This window comes from Gardnerella sp. DNF01159, from assembly GCF_049244215.1.
GTDB classification, from domain to species: Bacteria; Actinomycetota; Actinomycetes; order Actinomycetales; family Bifidobacteriaceae; genus Bifidobacterium; species Bifidobacterium swidsinskii.
This window is the reverse complement of sequence record NZ_CP058387.1, coordinates 689,722-708,781: the sequence shown is the minus strand read 5'-3', so window position 1 is coordinate 708,781 and position 19,060 is coordinate 689,722. Positions and strand designations below refer to the sequence as shown.

At 39.8% G+C, this 19,060-nt stretch carries 16 protein-coding genes; all 16 read right to left on the bottom strand.

Annotated features, from left to right (window positions below):
- Position 1: 1 nt before the first annotated feature.
- A complete protein-coding gene (locus tag HXT39_RS02620) occupies positions 2-334 on the bottom strand; it encodes a small basic family protein (RefSeq protein ID WP_004106615.1) in 333 nt (110 codons plus the stop codon).
- 2 nt (positions 335-336) lie between these two features.
- Entirely contained in the window at positions 337-1,386 is a 1,050-nt protein-coding gene (locus HXT39_RS02615) for a DUF881 domain-containing protein (RefSeq protein WP_081378935.1), read from the bottom strand.
- Between the two features lie 15 nt (positions 1,387-1,401).
- Positions 1,402-2,010: a CDP-alcohol phosphatidyltransferase family protein gene (locus tag HXT39_RS02610; protein ID WP_103013867.1), complete on the bottom strand. Its 609-nt coding sequence runs from the start codon at positions 2,008-2,010 to the stop codon at positions 1,402-1,404.
- Between the two features lie 123 nt (positions 2,011-2,133).
- Entirely contained in the window at positions 2,134-2,799 is a 666-nt protein-coding gene (gene rpe, locus HXT39_RS02605; protein WP_103013866.1) for a ribulose-phosphate 3-epimerase, read from the bottom strand.
- A gap of 79 nt (positions 2,800-2,878) precedes the next feature.
- The gene (lgt, locus tag HXT39_RS02600) at positions 2,879-3,796 is read right to left on the bottom strand and encodes a prolipoprotein diacylglyceryl transferase (protein WP_103013865.1); all 918 of its coding nucleotides are present in this window, start codon (positions 3,794-3,796) and stop codon (positions 2,879-2,881) included.
- Positions 3,797-3,838: 42 nt separating this feature from the next.
- Positions 3,839-4,870, bottom strand: a complete 1,032-nt coding sequence (locus HXT39_RS02595) for a phosphatidate cytidylyltransferase (protein WP_004108908.1) — start codon at positions 4,868-4,870, stop codon at positions 3,839-3,841.
- Positions 4,871-4,903: 33 nt separating this feature from the next.
- Complete coding sequence (frr, locus tag HXT39_RS02590) at positions 4,904-5,458, bottom strand: ribosome recycling factor (RefSeq protein WP_004106603.1); 555 nt, start codon at positions 5,456-5,458, stop codon at positions 4,904-4,906.
- 19 nt (positions 5,459-5,477) lie between these two features.
- Entirely contained in the window at positions 5,478-6,227 is a 750-nt protein-coding gene (pyrH, locus tag HXT39_RS02585) for a UMP kinase (protein WP_004108906.1), read from the bottom strand.
- Positions 6,228-6,401: 174 nt separating this feature from the next.
- On the bottom strand, positions 6,402-7,253 hold the full coding sequence (gene tsf / locus HXT39_RS02580) for a translation elongation factor Ts (protein ID WP_004106601.1): 852 nt from the start codon (positions 7,251-7,253) through the stop codon (positions 6,402-6,404).
- A gap of 100 nt (positions 7,254-7,353) precedes the next feature.
- Positions 7,354-8,172: a 30S ribosomal protein S2 gene (gene rpsB, locus HXT39_RS02575; RefSeq protein WP_032842488.1), complete on the bottom strand. Its 819-nt coding sequence runs from the start codon at positions 8,170-8,172 to the stop codon at positions 7,354-7,356.
- 309 nt (positions 8,173-8,481) lie between these two features.
- Positions 8,482-8,970: a peptide deformylase gene (locus HXT39_RS02570; RefSeq protein WP_004108893.1), complete on the bottom strand. Its 489-nt coding sequence runs from the start codon at positions 8,968-8,970 to the stop codon at positions 8,482-8,484.
- 62 nt (positions 8,971-9,032) lie between these two features.
- On the bottom strand, positions 9,033-11,072 hold the full coding sequence (locus tag HXT39_RS02565) for an AMP-dependent synthetase/ligase (protein ID WP_076002885.1): 2,040 nt from the start codon (positions 11,070-11,072) through the stop codon (positions 9,033-9,035).
- A 287-nt stretch (positions 11,073-11,359) separates the two neighbouring features.
- Positions 11,360-11,950 (bottom strand): hypothetical protein, encoded by a 591-nt coding sequence (locus HXT39_RS02560; protein ID WP_004108888.1) that lies wholly within the window; start codon positions 11,948-11,950, stop codon positions 11,360-11,362.
- Between the two features lie 365 nt (positions 11,951-12,315).
- Entirely contained in the window at positions 12,316-13,446 is a 1,131-nt protein-coding gene (locus HXT39_RS02555) for a GuaB3 family IMP dehydrogenase-related protein (RefSeq protein WP_064622111.1), read from the bottom strand.
- Positions 13,447-13,484: 38 nt separating this feature from the next.
- A complete protein-coding gene (gene uvrC, locus HXT39_RS02550) occupies positions 13,485-15,824 on the bottom strand; it encodes an excinuclease ABC subunit UvrC (protein WP_103013864.1) in 2,340 nt (779 codons plus the stop codon).
- Between the two features lie 102 nt (positions 15,825-15,926).
- Positions 15,927-18,818, bottom strand: a complete 2,892-nt coding sequence (uvrA, locus tag HXT39_RS02545) for an excinuclease ABC subunit UvrA (protein ID WP_233186354.1) — start codon at positions 18,816-18,818, stop codon at positions 15,927-15,929.
- Between the last annotated feature and the right edge of the window lie 242 nt (positions 18,819-19,060).

Here is a 19,060-nt window from a genome sequence, read left to right as displayed (position 1 = left end):
GCTAACTCCTGAAGATGAAACGACGAATTGCAGAAACGTTAGAGAAAATACGAATTCCTAAAACAACGATAACTGCAGTTTGTAATTGCGCACCTACGCCAAGCTGATTTCCAAGCAAAACAAGCAACGTAGCTGCTATAACATTTGAGAAGAATGAAATAACAAAAACTTTATCCGAAAAGTTTCTTTCAAAATATGCACGTGCAGCACCAAGCAACGCATCTAGTGCTGCAACGACCATAATAGGTAAATAAGGTTGAATGACAATAGGAATATCTGGATGAACAACAACTCCAATTAATACTCCCAAAATTAATCCAAAAATCGCTGCCATGCTTATCTCCTAATTCTCTCATTGGCAAAACTAATATCGCCTGTGTTTGCTGCACTGAGTCGTATAACTCTCGAAGGTGAAACCTGTGGATTAATGCCTGCATTAACTAAAGATGCGTACCATTTCATGCGTTTCATATCATTACATTGTTTAATTAAATCATCAGAATCGCCAATAACTTCAATAACATATGGACTTTGAGTTTGATTAACTCCAATAAGAATAGTTTGACCAGCAACACGAATAGAAGTTTGCGCTCCAAGTCTATGCCCGTTAACAGAAATAGCTTCAGCACCTGCTTCCCACAATAATGACACAAATTGTTGAATATCACGATCTGTAACTAATCGCATTCTTGCGCCATTACTTTCGCGAGGTAAAGAACCGCTATTCACATCGCTCGAAGCAGAAATAGGATTAGCAATAGTCAAAGTAATCCCAGAACCTTCTACAGCATGAGTGCCATTAACCATATCATCTGATTTACTAACTTCATCCTCTTCAGGCGTAGTAATTTTTTGCGACTCATGATCTACGTTATTTCTCAATGACGTTACTTCTTCTACAAGCTTATCGAAACGAGACGTATAGCCAGACAACTCATTAGCTAATGAAGAACGTATTGCTTTTCTAGGATCAGTGTGCAATTTGCGAACAAACTGGCTCCCAACAGTACCAATAGAAACACACAATAAAAATACTATAGCTCTAGTGAACCACAGATTAAACGGTTTAACAGGTTGTTTACTTAATCTTGCATCCATAAACATTGGATCAACTGGACGATTAGTTAAATCATCAATAAGACGCAAAGCATAATCGTCAATATAACGTCTACGATCATGATTGTGAGCAAAACCACTGGAAGACATTACAACATGATGCGTTGAAATACCAGTAAATGAGTGCGAAAATAATGCCCTACGCCTAGTCAGCGACATCCCATCAGGAGCAGCAAAAGACATTGGCATAGTGCTTTTATGAGACGTATGTTTTACATCTAAATCTTTGATACTATCTTTTAAACTAACAAATTCATCTTGCTTAGTCATATGTGCGTACACGCCTTATTTAGTTTTTGTTGACTTAGCAAGTAACAAATAAGCTTGCATATAGTAAAGCAGACCAGCATACCAATATAGAGCAATACCCCACACTCCACATGCAAGTGCAGCAGCATAAAGTACGAGCATAGACTCAGTAGGTACAGCATAAACAATCATTAAAGAAACAATTGAAAGCATAAGAAGTGCTGTGCCAGCTTTACCTACAAAGTTAACAGGCAAAGGACCATAATCTCTTTGCGCAAGTACTATTACAAGTACAGCCATAATAGCATCACGCAATACTACTAATAAAAGTGCCCACCAAGGGATAATCATTGCAACAGCTAAAGCTAACGTACTGCAAAAAATCAATAGACGATCAGCTATAGGATCAAGGATTTGACCCAACTTACTAACTTGATTCAAAGTACGAGCAATATAACCATCAAGACAATCAGAAAACGCAGATATTGCTAAAACAATAAGAGCAAAAGTCATCTGATGCTGTGTAATAAGCCAAGCAATGTAAGGAATTGAACATATGCGCAAAAAACTGATTAGATTAGGTATCGTCAAAACTCGATTCATTGCTTCAGGACTATATTCCTGATTAATAGCGAACTTAGTCATAATATCTTCCTCATACGAAATCACTCAATTAATCAGCATATATTCGCATCAAAAAAACTCGCTTGTTGTGCAATACTTAACATGTTGGGGACATATTTCATGTCCCCAACATACATCTAATATTTATTCGCGCCAAGCAGCCTTTGCAGTATTACGAATAGCTTCAATCGCTTCTTTAGGACTTTCTGCTCCATAAACTGCAGAACCTGCAACAAGCACATCAGCACCAGCTTCAGCAACTATTGCTGCAGTCGAAGGGCTAACTCCTCCATCAACCTGAATATGAGTATTAAGACCACGACGAGTAATTTCGTCGCGTAAACGGCGAACCTTATTCATTTGATTAGCTAAGAACTTCTGTCCACCGAAACCAGGCTCAACAGTCATAATAAGAACCATATCGAATTCATCAAGAATATCGAAAATAGGTTCAACTGGTTCCGCAGGGCGCACAGCAAAGCAAGCTTTACAACCCATATCGCGAAGCTGACGAGCTAATCTCACTGGAGCATGAGTAGCACCCATATGGAAACTCACAGAAGCAGCTCCAAGCTTAGCGTATTCTGGAGCCCAACGATCTGGATCCTCAATCATCAAATGTACGTCAACTGGAAGTTTAGTAACCTCACAAATTCGCTTAACAATTGGTTCACCCAAAGTCAAATTAGGTACAAAGTGATGATCCATTACATCGACATGAACAAGATCCGCATTAGATATTGCATCAAGGTCACGCTCAAGATTACAAAAATCTGCGGAAAGAATGCTAGGTGCTATTTGTATATTCATGTGTACTATTCTAGAAAATGCAAGCGACTAGTTTTATAAAAACAAAATTTTTAAAATTGCTTTTTCAAATACTTGAATCTTATTTACTAGAAGTATTCTGAGACTCACGTTCTCTTTCGTCTGAAGTTATATCTATAAGTCGTTCAACAAGAGACTCACGAGTACTAGCACTCTTTTGCAGCAAAGCAAAAACAATAGTTGCACAAATAAATACGATAATAGAAACCCAAACATTAATGCGAACACCTAAGAAAACATGTGAAAAATCAATTCGCAATGCCTCAATCCATACTCGTCCGATTGTGTACCACATAACATAAAGTGCGAATACGGAACCGGCTTTTAATTTCTTAGCTATAACTTTGCCAAAATAAATAAGCAATGCAGCACCGATGAAATTCCAAATCATCTCGTATAAAAATGTTGGATGGAATAATGTGCCTTCTGGGCACGTTAACCCATCATAACATCTTTCGCTATGACCTATTGCTTGAGTGGTATCATAATTTAACTTCAAACCCCATGGCAAGTTAGTAGGAGCTCCGTAAAGTTCTTGATTAAACCAATTCCCCAATCTTCCTATACCTTGAGCAATAAGCACTGCAGGAGCTGCACAATCAGCTAGTAATCCAATAGGATATTTACGATACTTGCATAATACACAAGCAGCCAATGCGCCTAAGAATATGCCGCCCCAAATTCCTAGACCACCATTCCAAATTCTAAAAATTTCTAAAAAATCACCATTAGAGCCAAAAAACTTTTCTGGAGTTGTAATAACGTGATACAAACGCGCACCAATTATTCCAGCAGGAAGACTGACTAAAACAAGATCAAGTATCTGGTTAAAATCTCCTCCAAGACGCTTCCATCGACGCGTAGTAATCCACATTGCAATCAAAATACCGGCAAGAATACTAAGAGCGTAAAACTTTATGTTTACAAAGCCAAGAGAAAATTGCGAAATACTTGGCGACGGAATAAAACAGACTGTCATGGCGTCGATATTAGTCTAAGCCCACGATTGCGACAGATAAATTCAGAAATGAGCAAGTTGCAAAAGCACAAGCAGCACAGGACCGCACAGCAAAATAGAATCTACTCGGTCAAGAACACCACCATGACCTTTTAGCAAATGTCCCATGTCTTTAATACCAATATCTCTTTTAAGCATAGAAGCACACAAGTCACCGAATGTGCCAATAATTCCAGAAGAAATACCCATGACTAATGGCATCCACCAGAAATTGAACCAAGAGGAACCATAAAAACCTGCAATAATTGCATATGCTCCTATAATTGCAAAAAGCATTGAGCCTATTAAGCCTTCTACAGACTTCTTAGGAGAGATTCGCGGAGAAAGCTTATGTTTGCCCAACCATGCACCAGCAAATAATCCGCCAGTGTCACTTAATGCAGGTAAAAATACCAAAAGCATAGCGTGAGCAACTGCGTATTTTGTATTTGTAAGAGCTAATACGATGCAAGAAGCTAAAAGTGGAATGTACAACACCACGAATAGCGAAACAGACGTATTCGTAAATAAAGTATGTTCGTATGATGAGCGGTTAGAACCATCGAGCTTTTTTTCTACAGCTTGCATCGTTCTATCTGAAATAGTACTGCTAAGAGTCGCACAAATTACTGTAAGAAGCAAAGATGCAGTAATTCCACTAGCCATAGCAACAGCATGCCATTTTGCATAGTATGTTGCAAAAATAGTTACAAGCGAACATATTGATAACGTCACGAAAGGAATACGCAAACCGAGAGTTGCAAAATCAACATGTAATTCCCACAATGCCAGAACCATAAAAATGGCCATAAGCACGATAAAGACATCAATGCTAATAATTAAGCAAGAAACAATTGCAACAACTAGTATTGCGGCGGTAGCAACTGCCTGAGGCATATTCCTGCCTGTGCGACGATTAATATCACTTAAAGTTTCATGGGTGCCATGTGTAGCAGTATCTGCTTTGTCAGAAGACAATCCTACTTCTGATGCAGTTTTTTCAGCATTTGCTTTACTGACTTCATTGACAAAATTATGCTGTTTTATTTGACTCATACGGCACCCATTCAGTTTGAAACTACAAAAATCTCAGACTTCCATAATTTCTTTTTGCTTACCTTCAAGCAAAACGTCTAAAGAATCAGTAACTTGCTTAGTTACTTTATCAAGCTCTTTTTGTAAACGATCGCCTTCATCTTCGCCAAGTTCACCATCTTTAACAGACTTGTCAATAGATTCCTTAGCTTTGCGACGAATATTGCGAACTGCAACTTTGCCTTCTTCTGCTTTATTCTTAGCAAGCTTGACGTATTCCTTGCGACGCTCTTCCGTGAGCTCTGGCATAGTAACACGAATAACATTGCCATCACGATTAGGGCTTACACCTAAATCAGAATCGCGAATAGCCTTTTCAACAGCATTCGCTTGAGAAGCGTCAAAAGGCGTAACTGAAAGAGTTCTAGGCTCTGGAACACCAATAGATGCAACAGCTTTAATTGGAGTTGGAGCACCATAATAATCAACCATAATTCCGTTTAGCAAAGCAGGATTAGCACGACCGGTGCGAATACCCATAAAATTCTCTTTAGTAGCTTCAACAGACTTATTCATCTGTTCACGGGCTTGATCAATTATTGCTGACATGTGTTCTCCTTTATAATATTTAAGCAAATGTTGGCTCTGCATTAGACACTAATGTGCCAATAGATTCTCCAACAAGAGCACTAGTTACGTTACCTTCGCCCTCAAGACCAAACACACGAATTTTTTGATTATTATCGCGAGCCATAGAAAGCGCAGACGCATCCATAACAGCTAAACCATCAACGATAGCGCGCTTGTAGTTTAATGTTAGGAACTTACGAGCAGTAGAATCTTTACGAGGATCAGCACTATATACGCCATCCACACCATTCTTGCCCATAAGAACTTCATCGCAATGAATTTCCAATGAACGTTGAATAGAAACAGTATCAGTAGAAAAATATGGCATTCCGGCACCAGCACCAAAAATAACCACACGACCCTTTTCAAGGTGACGAATTGCTTTCAACGGAATATAAGGTTCTGCAACCTGACCCATTGTAATAGCAGTTTGTACGCGAGTTGCTTGCCCTGCTTGCTCAAGAAAATCCTGAAGAGCCAAGCAGTTCATTACAGTGCCCAACATACCCATATAATCGCCACGGCTACGATCAATACCTGCTTGCTGCAGTTCTGCTCCCCTAAAGAAGTTACCGCCGCCGACAACAATAGCAACCTGAACGCCTTGATTCACTGCAGCTACTATTTCGCCAGCAATCCTACGAATGACATGAGTATCAATACCAACAGCACCACCACCGAATGCTTCTCCAGAAAGCTTTAATAAAACCCTACGGGACTTTCCTTCATCCGTTTGTGCAATAGCCATACAGATTCCTCCAGTCATAACGGCGAATGAGGTATATCTTTGTCAGTTTATCTATCAATAACGACACTCAAAACGCACGTTAAGCTGGACAATGAATATAAAAATGGGTTGCGCACAACTTGTGCACGCAACCCTATATACAAGAACAAAAATAAATTCTCATATAATTAGTGCTTATTCAGCAGCACCTTTGCCAACCTCAACGCGAGCAAAGGCAAGAGCGGTGCCACCAACTTCCTTGAACAAGTCACCAACGCTCTTGGATGGATCCTTAACGTATGCCTGCTCGAGAAGTACAGTTTCCTTGAAGAAGGCGTTCATACGTCCTTCAACAATCTTTGGAACAATCTTCTCTGGCTTGCCTTCAGCTAAGGACTTCTCGGTTGCAACGCGACGCTCAGATTCCAAAACTTCTTCTGGAACATCTTCACGGCGAAGCCACTGCGCACCCATAGCGGAAATCTGCAAAGCAGCTTCGTGAGCAACCTTTGCACCAGCTTCGTCAGTAGCAATCATGGAAACGATGCTTGGAGGCAATTCCACAGACTTCTTGTGAGCGTAAATCTCAACGTGTGGACCGCTTACCTTAGCAACCTGACCAACCTTGACATGCTCGCCGAACAAAGCTGCTGCTTCTTCAACAGATTCCTTAACAGTTGCACCATCAGCTGGGGCTGCAAGTACTTCTTCAGCAGTAGAAGCATTAGCTTCAACAGCATGGTCAAGAACAGTGTTTGAGAATTCCACAAACTTTGGTGTCTTTGCCACAAAGTCAGTTTCAGAATTCAACTCAACTGCGTAACCAGTTTCGCCTTCAGCAGACTTAACAACCTTAGAAGCGATGGTACCTTCCTGAGCCTTACGACCTTCACGCTTACCAGCTGCCTGAATACCCTTAGCACGGATGATTTCCTTAGCGCGGGCAACGTCGCCTTCAGCTTCAGTAAGAGCCTTTTTAACGTCCATCATGCCGGCGCCAGTTTCTTCGCGCACCTGCTTAATCAACGCTGCAGTAATTGCTGCCATTTTGTTCTCCTCGTATCAATATGATTCTTAAAAGCTGCAAAAAGCAAAATCAATTGGATTTTGCAGCTTCTAAATAAGAATCTGGTTGCAAATTAGCTTATCAGGCGTTTGCCTCAGTATTTTCTTCCTTGGCAGGCTTAGCTTCAGCTTCGCCTTCCTTGGTGAGCAATTCCTTCTCCCAAGCTGCCATTGGCTGAGCATCATTACCTTCAGACTTAGCGCCCTTACCGGCATGCTCAAGCAAACCTTCAGCTACAGCATCAGCCATCAAGCTAGTCAATAACTCAATGCCACGAATAGCATCGTCGTTGGCAGGAATTGGATACTCAACAGCCTCAGGATCAGTGTTGGTATCAACAATTGCTACAACTGGGATACCAAGCTTATGAGCTTCTTCAACAGCCAAAGCTTCCTTGTTAATATCAACAACGAACATGGCGGATGGAGTGCGGTTCATGTTGCGAATACCACCGAGCTGCTTGGAAAGCTTGTCCTTCTCGCGCTCGAGAAGCAAAAGTTCCTTCTTAGTCAAGCCGGATCCACGAACATCGCTAAAGTCCATTTCCTCAAGTTCCTTCAAGCGCTTTACGCGAGTAGAAACAGTCTGGAAATTAGTCAACATACCACCAAGCCAACGCTCGCAAACATAAGGCATGTTTACGCGAGTTGCCTGATTCTGTACAGCTTCCTGAGCCTGCTTCTTAGTACCCACGAAGAGAACAGTGCCGTTGTGAGCAACAGTCTGCTTGATGAAGTCATAAGCCTTGTCGATCATGTCGAGAGACTTGAACAAATTGATGATATGAATACCATTGCGCTGGGTAAGAATGAACTGCTTCATCTTTGGGTTCCAGCGACGAGTCTGATGACCGAAGTGCAAACCAGCCTTCAGCATTTCGCTCATGGTAATCTGTGCCATATCTATATACCTTTCTTGTCGGTTATTTCCTGGCCATGTCTGTTCGCATGCAACTTGGTTAACACATGTCTAAATCCAAGCCGACCGACACGAACGGACGCGTACATGGCGCGTATTTGCGAATCCGTGTAGACAATAAAAAGCGAGCAATCATACAACGCGGCAATACTCATGCTCAAAATGGACACGCAAAGAGCGATTATATCAGATGCTCAATACTAAAAATCGGCATTCTTGTAGTGATAAAAGCAACAAAAACGCCGATAATTTTTAAAAAATTATTTACGCATAAAGCATAAAAACTAAAACTTAGTTACGCATATTATTGCGCAACTCACGCAACGCTTGACGGCGCACGTCCTTTTCAAGCCTATCTAAATAAATATGACCATCTAAATGATCACACTCATGCTGAATCATTCTAGCCATAAGACCTTCACCTTCAAGCACTACAGTCTTACCATCTAAATCAATTCCACAAGCTCTAGCATAATTTGCACGCCTAGTTTTGTACCATAATCCAGGAACAGAAAGGCAACCCTCGTCGTCGTACTGTTCACCTTTTAGCTCTTCAATTACGGGATTTAAAATATAGCCGATTCGACCATTTATATTGTAAGAAAAAGCTCTAAAACTTACACCAATCTGATTAGCAGACAATCCAGCTCTACCTGGGTCATTTACCGTTTCCAATAAATCATCAACTAAATGTTTCACAGCTGGCGTAATTTCACGAATCTCATCACAAGGAGTTCGCAATACGGGATCCGGAACAATACGAATTTTTCTAATAGACACTCGATTACTCTTTCTTTTATGTAAGTAGAAATAACGAAAACAACTACAAATATGTAAGCTTTTTACTCGACATGTTCATTATGATCACTATGCGATGTCGAAGAGGAATCTGATGAAGATTCTTCACCAAAACGCTTCAAATGATTCGCAGCTTGATCGATAGCTTGACGTACTCGAGGAGTTACAGCTTCCTGAGCTTGCTTAACAGTCTCCTGTGCTTGCTTAACAGTCTCAGTAGTTTTATCGAGAATCTTTACAGTTGCTGGCAAAGGACGAGTATTAGGCTTTGGAGCATACAATTGCGTTTCGATAATATCAGCATAGCGAGCAAGAATCTTCGGACGAACAATCTTCATACTTGGAGTCAAGGTTCCAGCATCTTGAGTAAATTCATCTTGCAAAATAACAAACTTACGAACAGACTCAGCGCGAGAAACAGTACTATTAGCTTGGTCAATAAATTGCTGAATTACTGAACGCACTGCTTCGTTAGTAGCAATCTCACTCATAGTAAGGTTAACATCCATACCCTTATTCTTTAGCCAAGAACGAACCATATCTGGATCAAGCTCAATTAAAGCAGAAACGAATGGCTTACCATCGCCCACTACTACAGCATGAGAAACTAATGGGCATTGAGCAATAATACCTTCCATAGGAGCAGGACTTATATTCTTGCCACCGGCAGTAATAATAATATCTTTTTTGCGACCAGTAATAGACAAGAATCCTTCATCATCTATTGAGCCAAGATCGCCTGAATGCAACCATCCATCTTCATCAATAACTTCTGCAGTGAGCTCAGGCTTATTGAAATATCCCATAAATACGTTAGGACCTTTAATAAGCACTTCATCGTCGTCAGCAAGACGGATAGCTATACCAGGACCAGGTCGACCTACAGATCCAACTTGATTTGCATGCTCAAAATTAACTACACAAGGAGCGGCAGTTTCAGTCATTCCATAGCCTTGAATAAAAGTAATGCCATCAAGACCATTAAAGAAATGAGCCAAATCAGCATCCATTGGAGCTCCACCGCAGGCCAACCATGAAAGATTAGGGCCTAAAGCTGAGCGAATAGACGAGCCAACTGTTTTCATATACATCGCATGATTCATGCGTGCAGCAAGAGAATGAGTTTTACCTTCAACATTGTCGCGAGACCATTGAATGAAATGTTTTACAGCTTTAGCAAAGATACGACCCTTTATACCAGCACCAGCTTTTTGTGACGCAGCATTATAAACTTTTTCAAAAACTCTAGGCACGCCAAGTAAATACGTAGGCTTAAAACTACGCAAATCAGCCAAAAGATGCTTAGCATTAGGCACATATCCAATAACACCGTGAGCACCAATAGCAACATATTGAATGTACCGAGCAAAACAATGCGCCAATGGAAGGAATAAAAGCAAACGATTTGGCTTGCATAACATATCGTTAAGAACATCATAACCAGCAAAAACAATATGCGTAAAATTACGATTTGAAAGCATTGCGCCTTTAGGTCTACCAGTCGAACCAGAAGTGTAAACAATAGTAGCTAAATCATCTGCCTTAACAGCATCAACAGCTTTATTAAGCTCATCATCAGTAGTAGATTTACCAAAATCAACAACGGCTTCCAAGCCACCAGCTTTGAAATTAAATACGGTTTTCAAAGTTATATGTTTATGATCCTGACGAACACGCTCTAAGCATTGAGCATGCGCATCGTCTCCAGCAAAAGCAATAACTGGCTTAACTTCATCGATAATGTCAGCTGCCTGCAATGCTGAATCTGTTTCATAAATAGGAATGCTTACAGCACCAATACATGCACAAGCAAAATCGACAACACCCCACTCATAGCATGTAGCAGAGTAAATAACAACTTTGGAGCCATGCTGAACTCCGAGCGCTATTAAGCCTCGAGCTACTGCACGAACTTTCGCGAGCATTTCAGATGAAGTAACATCATGCCAACGACGAGTTTCATCGTCTTGCCATTGAGCAACCAAGTCTTGTGGGCTACGCATAGCACGATTGGCGAGTAAGGAATAAATGGTATCACCGTCTTGAGTTGGGTGAATGGCTTCTACAGCAAATTCTCGGAGCATATTATTTATTGTACTTGATAACAGAATCGACACGACTGCACGAAGTACAAAAAATAATACTTAATATTGTCATTTACAAACAAACACTGGGAAAAAACTTAGATTCTACAAGTCGTACAAGTTAGAATGTTTAATCTTACAAAAGTGAACCCCTTTATTGCTAAAATTGTTGAAAAATCAGCAAATCAAGCAATAAGGGGCTCATATTTATTTGAATATATGTACATAAGTCTTCAAACGCATTATCATAGATGTCTTATTTCAGCTACCTACTATAAGCGACGATTTTATCCTAGATCTGCATACGTGCAAATCCAACGATTATTTTTCAATTCCAAAGATAACGACGCCCAGTATTTCACAGGTCCTGCACAAATGCGCACAACACCTTCAAAATGATTCGGGCTGACTAACATTCCATTAAACAAACTCGGAACTGCAGGAAAACTACGCACAGCAGAGCGAGTTTCCGAATCGTTATTATCAGTGAAATACTCATCCATCAGTTTCCACATGTTAGTTAATTTAGTAATACAACTTTTTGTTAGAAGCTGCGACATTGCTGGAGAAATAGGCCTACCTCTCGAAATATCTGCAGCTATACAAGCAATTTGACAAGTTTTTAAAGCTAAATTAACAAAAGCCTGCTCATCTCTACTGTCGAAATAACACATTCCAACATGGTATTTCAAGCATTCACGAGAAAAACCAACACTAACTTCACCCTCATATACAGGCAAGCTAATACGAGGTCTACAGAAAACATGTGGAGGATCCTCGTCATTGTTTTTCTTAGTCTTTGAGGACTTATCTTTCAGCTCATCATCACTGTAATCGTTATCATCCATGCCATAGGCATCAGCAAAATCTATCTTCATATTTCTCTCCTGTTTTAACAATTATTTAAAACTGTTGTTATTTAAAACTTGTTAAGTTTATATTTCTACAAACTAAACGAGTTTAGATAAAAGCTTACAACGTAATTTTTCTCTAACTGCGTAATTAATAAAAATGTGGATAAATTACAAAATATTCGTCATTTTTATTGAAAATAAACGATTTTATGCGTGTTGAATTATACACATTACGGTTTAAGAGAATAGCAAATATAGCTAAAAATCATATTTATGCATAAATCAATAGAATGTTCATATAGATATAACAATTTTGAAAACAAAAATGGCGGCTCAGAACAAATTACTGAACCGCCATATTTTATGCAATAAGCATCATACTTATAACACTAACGAATATCCTGATGGAATGGGTTAAATACTACGCTACAACGCTGGAAGCTCTTAACATCAACATAACCTGTAGAAGCCATTGTTCTGCGCAATGCACCAACAAAGTTTGTAGTACCATCTGCTTCATGACTTGGGCCAAAAAGAATATTCTCTAACGGAGCCACAGTGCCAACATTTGAACGCATCCCGCGAGGAAGTGATGAATGACGAGCCTCAGCACCCCAATGAGTGCCATGACCAGGAGCCTCAGTTGCGCGAGCTAATGGAGTACCAAGCATAACTGCGTCAGCTCCAACTGCAAGAGCCTTAATAAAGCTGCCGGAATTACCCATTCCTCCATCAGCAATAATTTGCACGTAACGGCCGCCGGATTCATCCATATAATCCCTACGAGCTTCAGCAACATCCGCAATAGCAGTAGCCATAGGTGCTTGCACACCTAAAGTATTCATGGTTGCGGATACTGCTCCGCCGCCAAATCCAACTAAAATACCTGCAGCTCCAGTTCTCATCAAATGAAGAGCAGAAGTATAATCTGCGCAACCTCCAACAATAACAGGAACATCGAGATCGTAAATAAACTTCTTTAAATCAAGAGGTTCATGATCTTTAGAAACATGTTCCGCAGATACTGCTGTTCCGCGAATCACGAATAAATCAACACCAGCTTCTAGAACAGTGTTATATAATTCTTGCGTGCGTTGTGGAGAAAGAGCTCCTGCTACTGTCACTCCAGCATCTCTGATTGTATGCAAACGCTTTGCAATCAATTCTGGTTTGATCGGCTCAGTATAAATCTCCTGAATGCGGCGGGTTGCAATGTTTGACGGCAACTCAGCTATTTCTTTTAACAAAGGTTCTGGATTCTCATATCGAGTCCATAAACCTTCTAGATCAAGAACTCCAAGACCACCCATTTGACCAATTGCAATCGCAGTATCCGGGCTAGTAACCGAATCCATCGGAGCAGCAATAATTGGGATATCAAACGTATAAGCATCTACTTGCCATGCAGTAGATACAGCTTGAGGATCACGCGAGCGACGCGAAGGAACAATAGCAATATCGTCAAGCGAATATGCAACTCGGGCTTTTTTGCCCAAACCAATTTCAATTTCCTGAGACATACTTCTTAGGCTAGTGCCCTATGCTGACGAGTTGCGACTCATAGTAATTCATCATTATTTTTACGCAAAGCACTGTATATAGCTTTTGCTTTATTCTCACCAATTCCAGGCACTTTTTGCAAATCTTCTAATGAAGCATTTTTCAAAGATTTTATTGAACCAAAAAATGCAAGCAAACGTTTACGATACACTGATCCAATTCCAGGAATAGCATCAAAAGTAGAATGCAATGAACCTTTTCTTCGCAATTTACGATGATACGAAATAGCAAAACGATGAGACTCATCTCTAGCGCGCTGCAATAAATACAATCCTTCTGAGCTTCTCTTAAAAATGATTGGATAATCTTCGTCAGGAAGCCACACTTCTTCAAGCTTCTTAGCTAAACCACAAACAGTAATATCACTTACGCCAGCATCTTCCATAGCTCTTTTAGCAGCTTTTGCTTGTTCTTTTCCTCCATCGACAATAATTAATTGAGGCTTATAAGCAAAATGCCGCGCACTAGTCAACGAATTACCTGAAAAATGCTTATTAGAAATACTGTTGGAATCACAAATATTAATGTCAGATGAGTCAGATGTATCTGATGCATCTAATGTATCAAGCTTATCTTCTGCATAAACATCTTTATGCTTAAACCTTCGCAATAATGTTTCATAAACAGCACTTAAATCATCTGTTTTACCATCACCGTGTTCACCTCGAACCGCAAAATGACGGTACTCACTAGGACGAGCAACACCATCTTCAAAAACAACCATAGAAGCAACTTGATAACTGCCATCAACTGTATTTGAGATATCATAACATTCAATTCGCAAAGGAGATTTACTCATTCCAAGCGCTTTTGCTATTTCATTCATAGCTTCTGTTCTCATATCTATGCTGTTAATACGGCTAGATTTTATGCGTTTCAATTCCTGACTAGCATTATCGTTTGCACGATCCATAAGAGCACGTTTTTCTCCGCGCTCTGCAACTCTAATACTTACTTGAGAACCACGAATATTGCTAAGCCACAATTCAAGCTCTTGCTTACGTTCTTCAGAAATTTTAATTGGAACTATAATCTCACGAGGAACAGGCGAAATAGGAGCAAGTAAATCCTCACGACCTGTTCTCTCTTGACGTTCACGACGAGTTTTAGTAGCTTGTGCTCGCAATATTACATCAGTTGCAGTAGCTTGTTGCGTAGAGCTAACAGCGTCGCGAACTTTCTCAATGCTAATAGTATCTTCATGGTTTTGTGTGTAATTTTGTTCATATTCTGCGTATACGCGAGTTAATAAATCAGCTATAAGATCACTGTCACTAATATGCTCATTTCGTTCTACCGACCAATTTTTCTCTCCACGAATCATTCCAGCTCTGACAAAAAATACATGAATTGACGCTTCAAGCTCATCTCCGCAGAATCCAAAAACATCTGCTTCTACATCATTGTCAAACACAACTGCATTTTGTTGCAAAATAGTGTTCAAAACAGCAATTTCGTCACGCAATTTAGCTGCACGCTCAAATTCTAGCTCTTCACTTGCTTCTTTCATCTCATTCTTAATTTGTGAAATATAAGACTCTCCAACACTGCCTGTAAGTATGCCAACTACATGTTCTACCATCTTGCGATGTTCGCTAGGATCTATGTTTCCTATACAAGGAGCTGAACATTTACCAATCGAAGCAAATAAGCAAGGTCTACCAGTCCTATGAGCTTTGCTAAAAACAGAGGATGAGCATGTACGAATAGGAAAAGTTTTAAGTAAAGAATCTAAACTATGACGAAGAGACCACACTTTTGCATACGGACCAAAATATCTAGCATGCCGCGCACTACGATTTCTAGTAATCCATACTCTTGGAAAAGTTTCCTCTAGCGAAACTGCAACATAAGGATATGTTTTATCGTCACGAAAAACTACATTAAACCTAGGGTTAAAAGCTTTAATCCAAGTATATTCAAGTGTAAGAGCCTCAAATTCAGTGCTTACAACAGTCCATTCCAAACTGCGAGCTGTAAGAACCATAGATTGAGTTCTAGGATGAAGTTGGTAAAGAGGTTGAAAATAATTCGCTAAACGATTGCGTAAATTTTTTGCTTTTCCAACGTAAATAACTCGCCCCTCGCCATCACGCCACTTGTATACTCCAGGTTGCGCTGGAATATCACGAGAAGCTGGACGGAATAAATCACGAGTATCACCAAGCAATGGAGCTCCTAATGCATTTACTCTTTCATCATCAAATGATGAATCTTTCGAAAACTGTTCATCTATTATTGCTTGCGTTTTACGCCATTTTTCACTATCTCTCATCCTATTTTCTTCTTGCAAATCATATGCTTTATAAGAATTTTTATTAAGATTATTATCTTTCATTTTCACCTCCTTTCCTAAACAAGATTTATGCAACTATTCATAAGATTTGTCGAGTAAATTTCTCAGTTCAGCAAATTACAGATCGGTAACTTTTTTGAACTTTTAATGTAACATTTGCTTAAGGAATTTACCTGTCCAACTCTCGCCATTACGCGCTACGCTCTCAGGACTACCTTCTGCAACTAAGGTTCCGCCTTTATCTCCTCCTTCTGGACCTAAATCAATAATCCAATCTGCAGATTTCACAACATCAAGATTATGTTCAATTACAATAACACTGTTGCCTTTATCTACAAGAGATTGCAAAACCGCTAGAAGTTTCCTAACATCTTCAAAATGCAGTCCAGTAGTAGGTTCATCGAGAATATAAACTGTTTTACCAGTAGATCTTCTCTGCAGCTCTGTAGCAAGCTTTACTCGTTGAGACTCACCGCCAGAAAGTGTTGTTGCGCTTTGACCAAGACGAATATAGCCCAAGCCAACTTTTACTAAAGTATCTAAATATCGAGAAATAGAAGGATATGCTTTGAAAAATATTGCAGCTTCACAAATAGGCATATTAAGAACATCTGCAACAGACTTTCCGTTATATGTAACTTCCAAAGTTTCACGGTTGTAACGTTTACCATGACAAACTTCACACTCTACGTATACGTCAGGCAAAAAGTTCATTTCTATTTTTAAAGTACCGTCGCCATGACATGCTTCACATCTGCCTCCTTTAACATTAAACGAGAAGCGACCAGGACCATAGCCACGAACTTTTGCTTCTGGAGTCTGAGCAAACAATGAACGTATTTTATCCCAAACACCAGTGTAAGTTGCTGGATTAGAACGAGGAGTTCTTCCTATAGGATTCTGATCGACATGCACTACTTTGTCACAAAGCTCAATACCATCAATACGTTTGTGCTTTCCTGGAACAATTCGAGCACCATTTAGTTTGTCTGCAAGAACAGGATACAAAATTGAGTTTATAAGTGTTGATTTACCAGATCCAGATACACCCGTTATGCATGTGAATACTCCCAAAGGTATGCTTATATCAATATTTTTTAAATTATGCTCATGGGCATTAATTATATGAAGCATACGATTTTCGTCTACACTACGACGTTGTTTTGGCACATCTATTGAGCGTCTGTGAGCAATATAATCTCCAGTAATTGAACGCTGAGCTTTAATAATTCCATCAGACGGACCTGAATATACTACTTCTCCTCCGTGCTCGCCAGCTTCTGGACCAATATCAACAAGCCAATCGGACTGACGTATAGTATCTTCATCATGCTCGACAACAATAAGCGTATTACCAAGATTTCGCAGATGATGCAATGTTGCAATCAAACGCTCATTATCTCTTTGATGCAATCCAATAGACGGCTCATCAAGCACGTACATAACACCAACTAAACCTGATCCAATTTGAGTAGCTAAACGAATACGTTGAGCCTCTCCACCAGACAAAGTTTTTGCAGCTCTTGAAAGAGTGAGATAGCTTAAACCCACATCGTTCAAAAAACCAAGTCGAGCACGAATCTCTTTTAATATTTCTGTTGCAATTACTGCTTGAGAACCATCCAAATGCAAAGCATTTACCCATGCTAGACTTCGCTCTACTGGCATATCGCAAACTTCAGCTATGGAAGTATTAGATACTGTAACTGCAAGAACTTCTGGACGTAAACGCTTTCCATTACATTTTTGGCATGGAACTTCACGCATATACGACTCATAATATTGACGCATTTGATCAGAATCAGTTTCGTCATGTTTGCGCATAAGCGTACGAACTACACCTTCAAAGCCAGTAGAATATTCACGCTGACGCCCCCACCTATTTGTGTAGGAAACTTGAACTGTGAAATCATGACCATACATGATGTCATGTTTAACGTCTTCCGCTAGATCCTTCCACGGAGTATTCATATCAAAATGCAAATCTTTAGCAAGTCCTGAAAGTATGTGCTGATAATACATTCCAGCTGACTTATTCATTGCCCACGGCTCAATAGCTCCTTGCGCAAGAGATTTGTCTGGGTCTGGGATAACAAGTTCAGGATCAATTTCGAGATTGTATCCAATGCCGGAACATTCAGAGCAAGCACCATAAGGAGCATTGAATGAAAATGTTCTAGGCTCAATCTCATCAAGCTCTAATTGATGATTGTTTGGACATGCACGATGTTCCGAAAATGATTTACGACGCGTTTGTGAGTCTTCTGGTTCGTCAACAAAATCAGCAATTACTACTCCCTTAGATAGTTTTAATGCTGTTTCAATCGAATCAGTTAATCGAACACGAATGCCATCTTTAATAACTAAACGATCTACTACTACTTCAATTGTATGTTTCTTCTGTTTAGTAAGAGTAATATCTTCAGAAAGCTCATGCATTTGTCCGTCAATAATCGCACGAGCATAACCATCTGAGCGCAAAAGCTCAAGCGTGTCTTTAAATTCTCCTTTACGACCACGAACTACTGGAGCAAGAATTTGCAATCTCGTACGTTCTGGCATAGCAAGCAATGAATCAGTCATTTGCTGAGGAGTTTGAGAACTTACTATTTGACCGCATTCAGGACAGTGAGGCACACCAATCCTTGCAAACAATAATCGCAAATAATCATATATTTCTGTAATAGTTCCAACAGTAGAACGAGGATTACGATTCGTAGTTTTTTGATCAATAGAAACAGCAGGACTTAGGCCCTCAATAAAATCAACATCAGGCTTATCCATACGTCCTAAAAATTGGCGAGCATAAGCACTAAGCGACTCAACATAGCGTCGCTGACCTTCTGCAAAAAGCGTATCAAACGCAAGCGAGGACTTACCAGATCCAGAAAGACCAGTAAAAACAACCATACGATTCCTAGGAATCGATAAACTTACATTTTTTAGATTATGCTCTCTAGCACCCTGGATAGTTATTTTCCATTCAGAAGGAATACTAGATAAATCAGCTATAAAAGTACCGCTGTTAGCGCTCATAGGAGCATTATCAAGCAATTCTTGCAACGAGTCATTTTGTTCATTCGCCTGTTTTGACACAATTACCTCCACACTTCCCCATAATCACTTGAATATTCCCAACCAATACCCAATTTTATTACCAACAAGAAAATTATAGAACAAGTGTTCGAAAAAGTAAAGTATTTGACTATCAACCACATGCTGTATTCGTTACCAGTAAGCAGTATAATAGTGAGTTTGGTTATGACTTTTATAAGTAA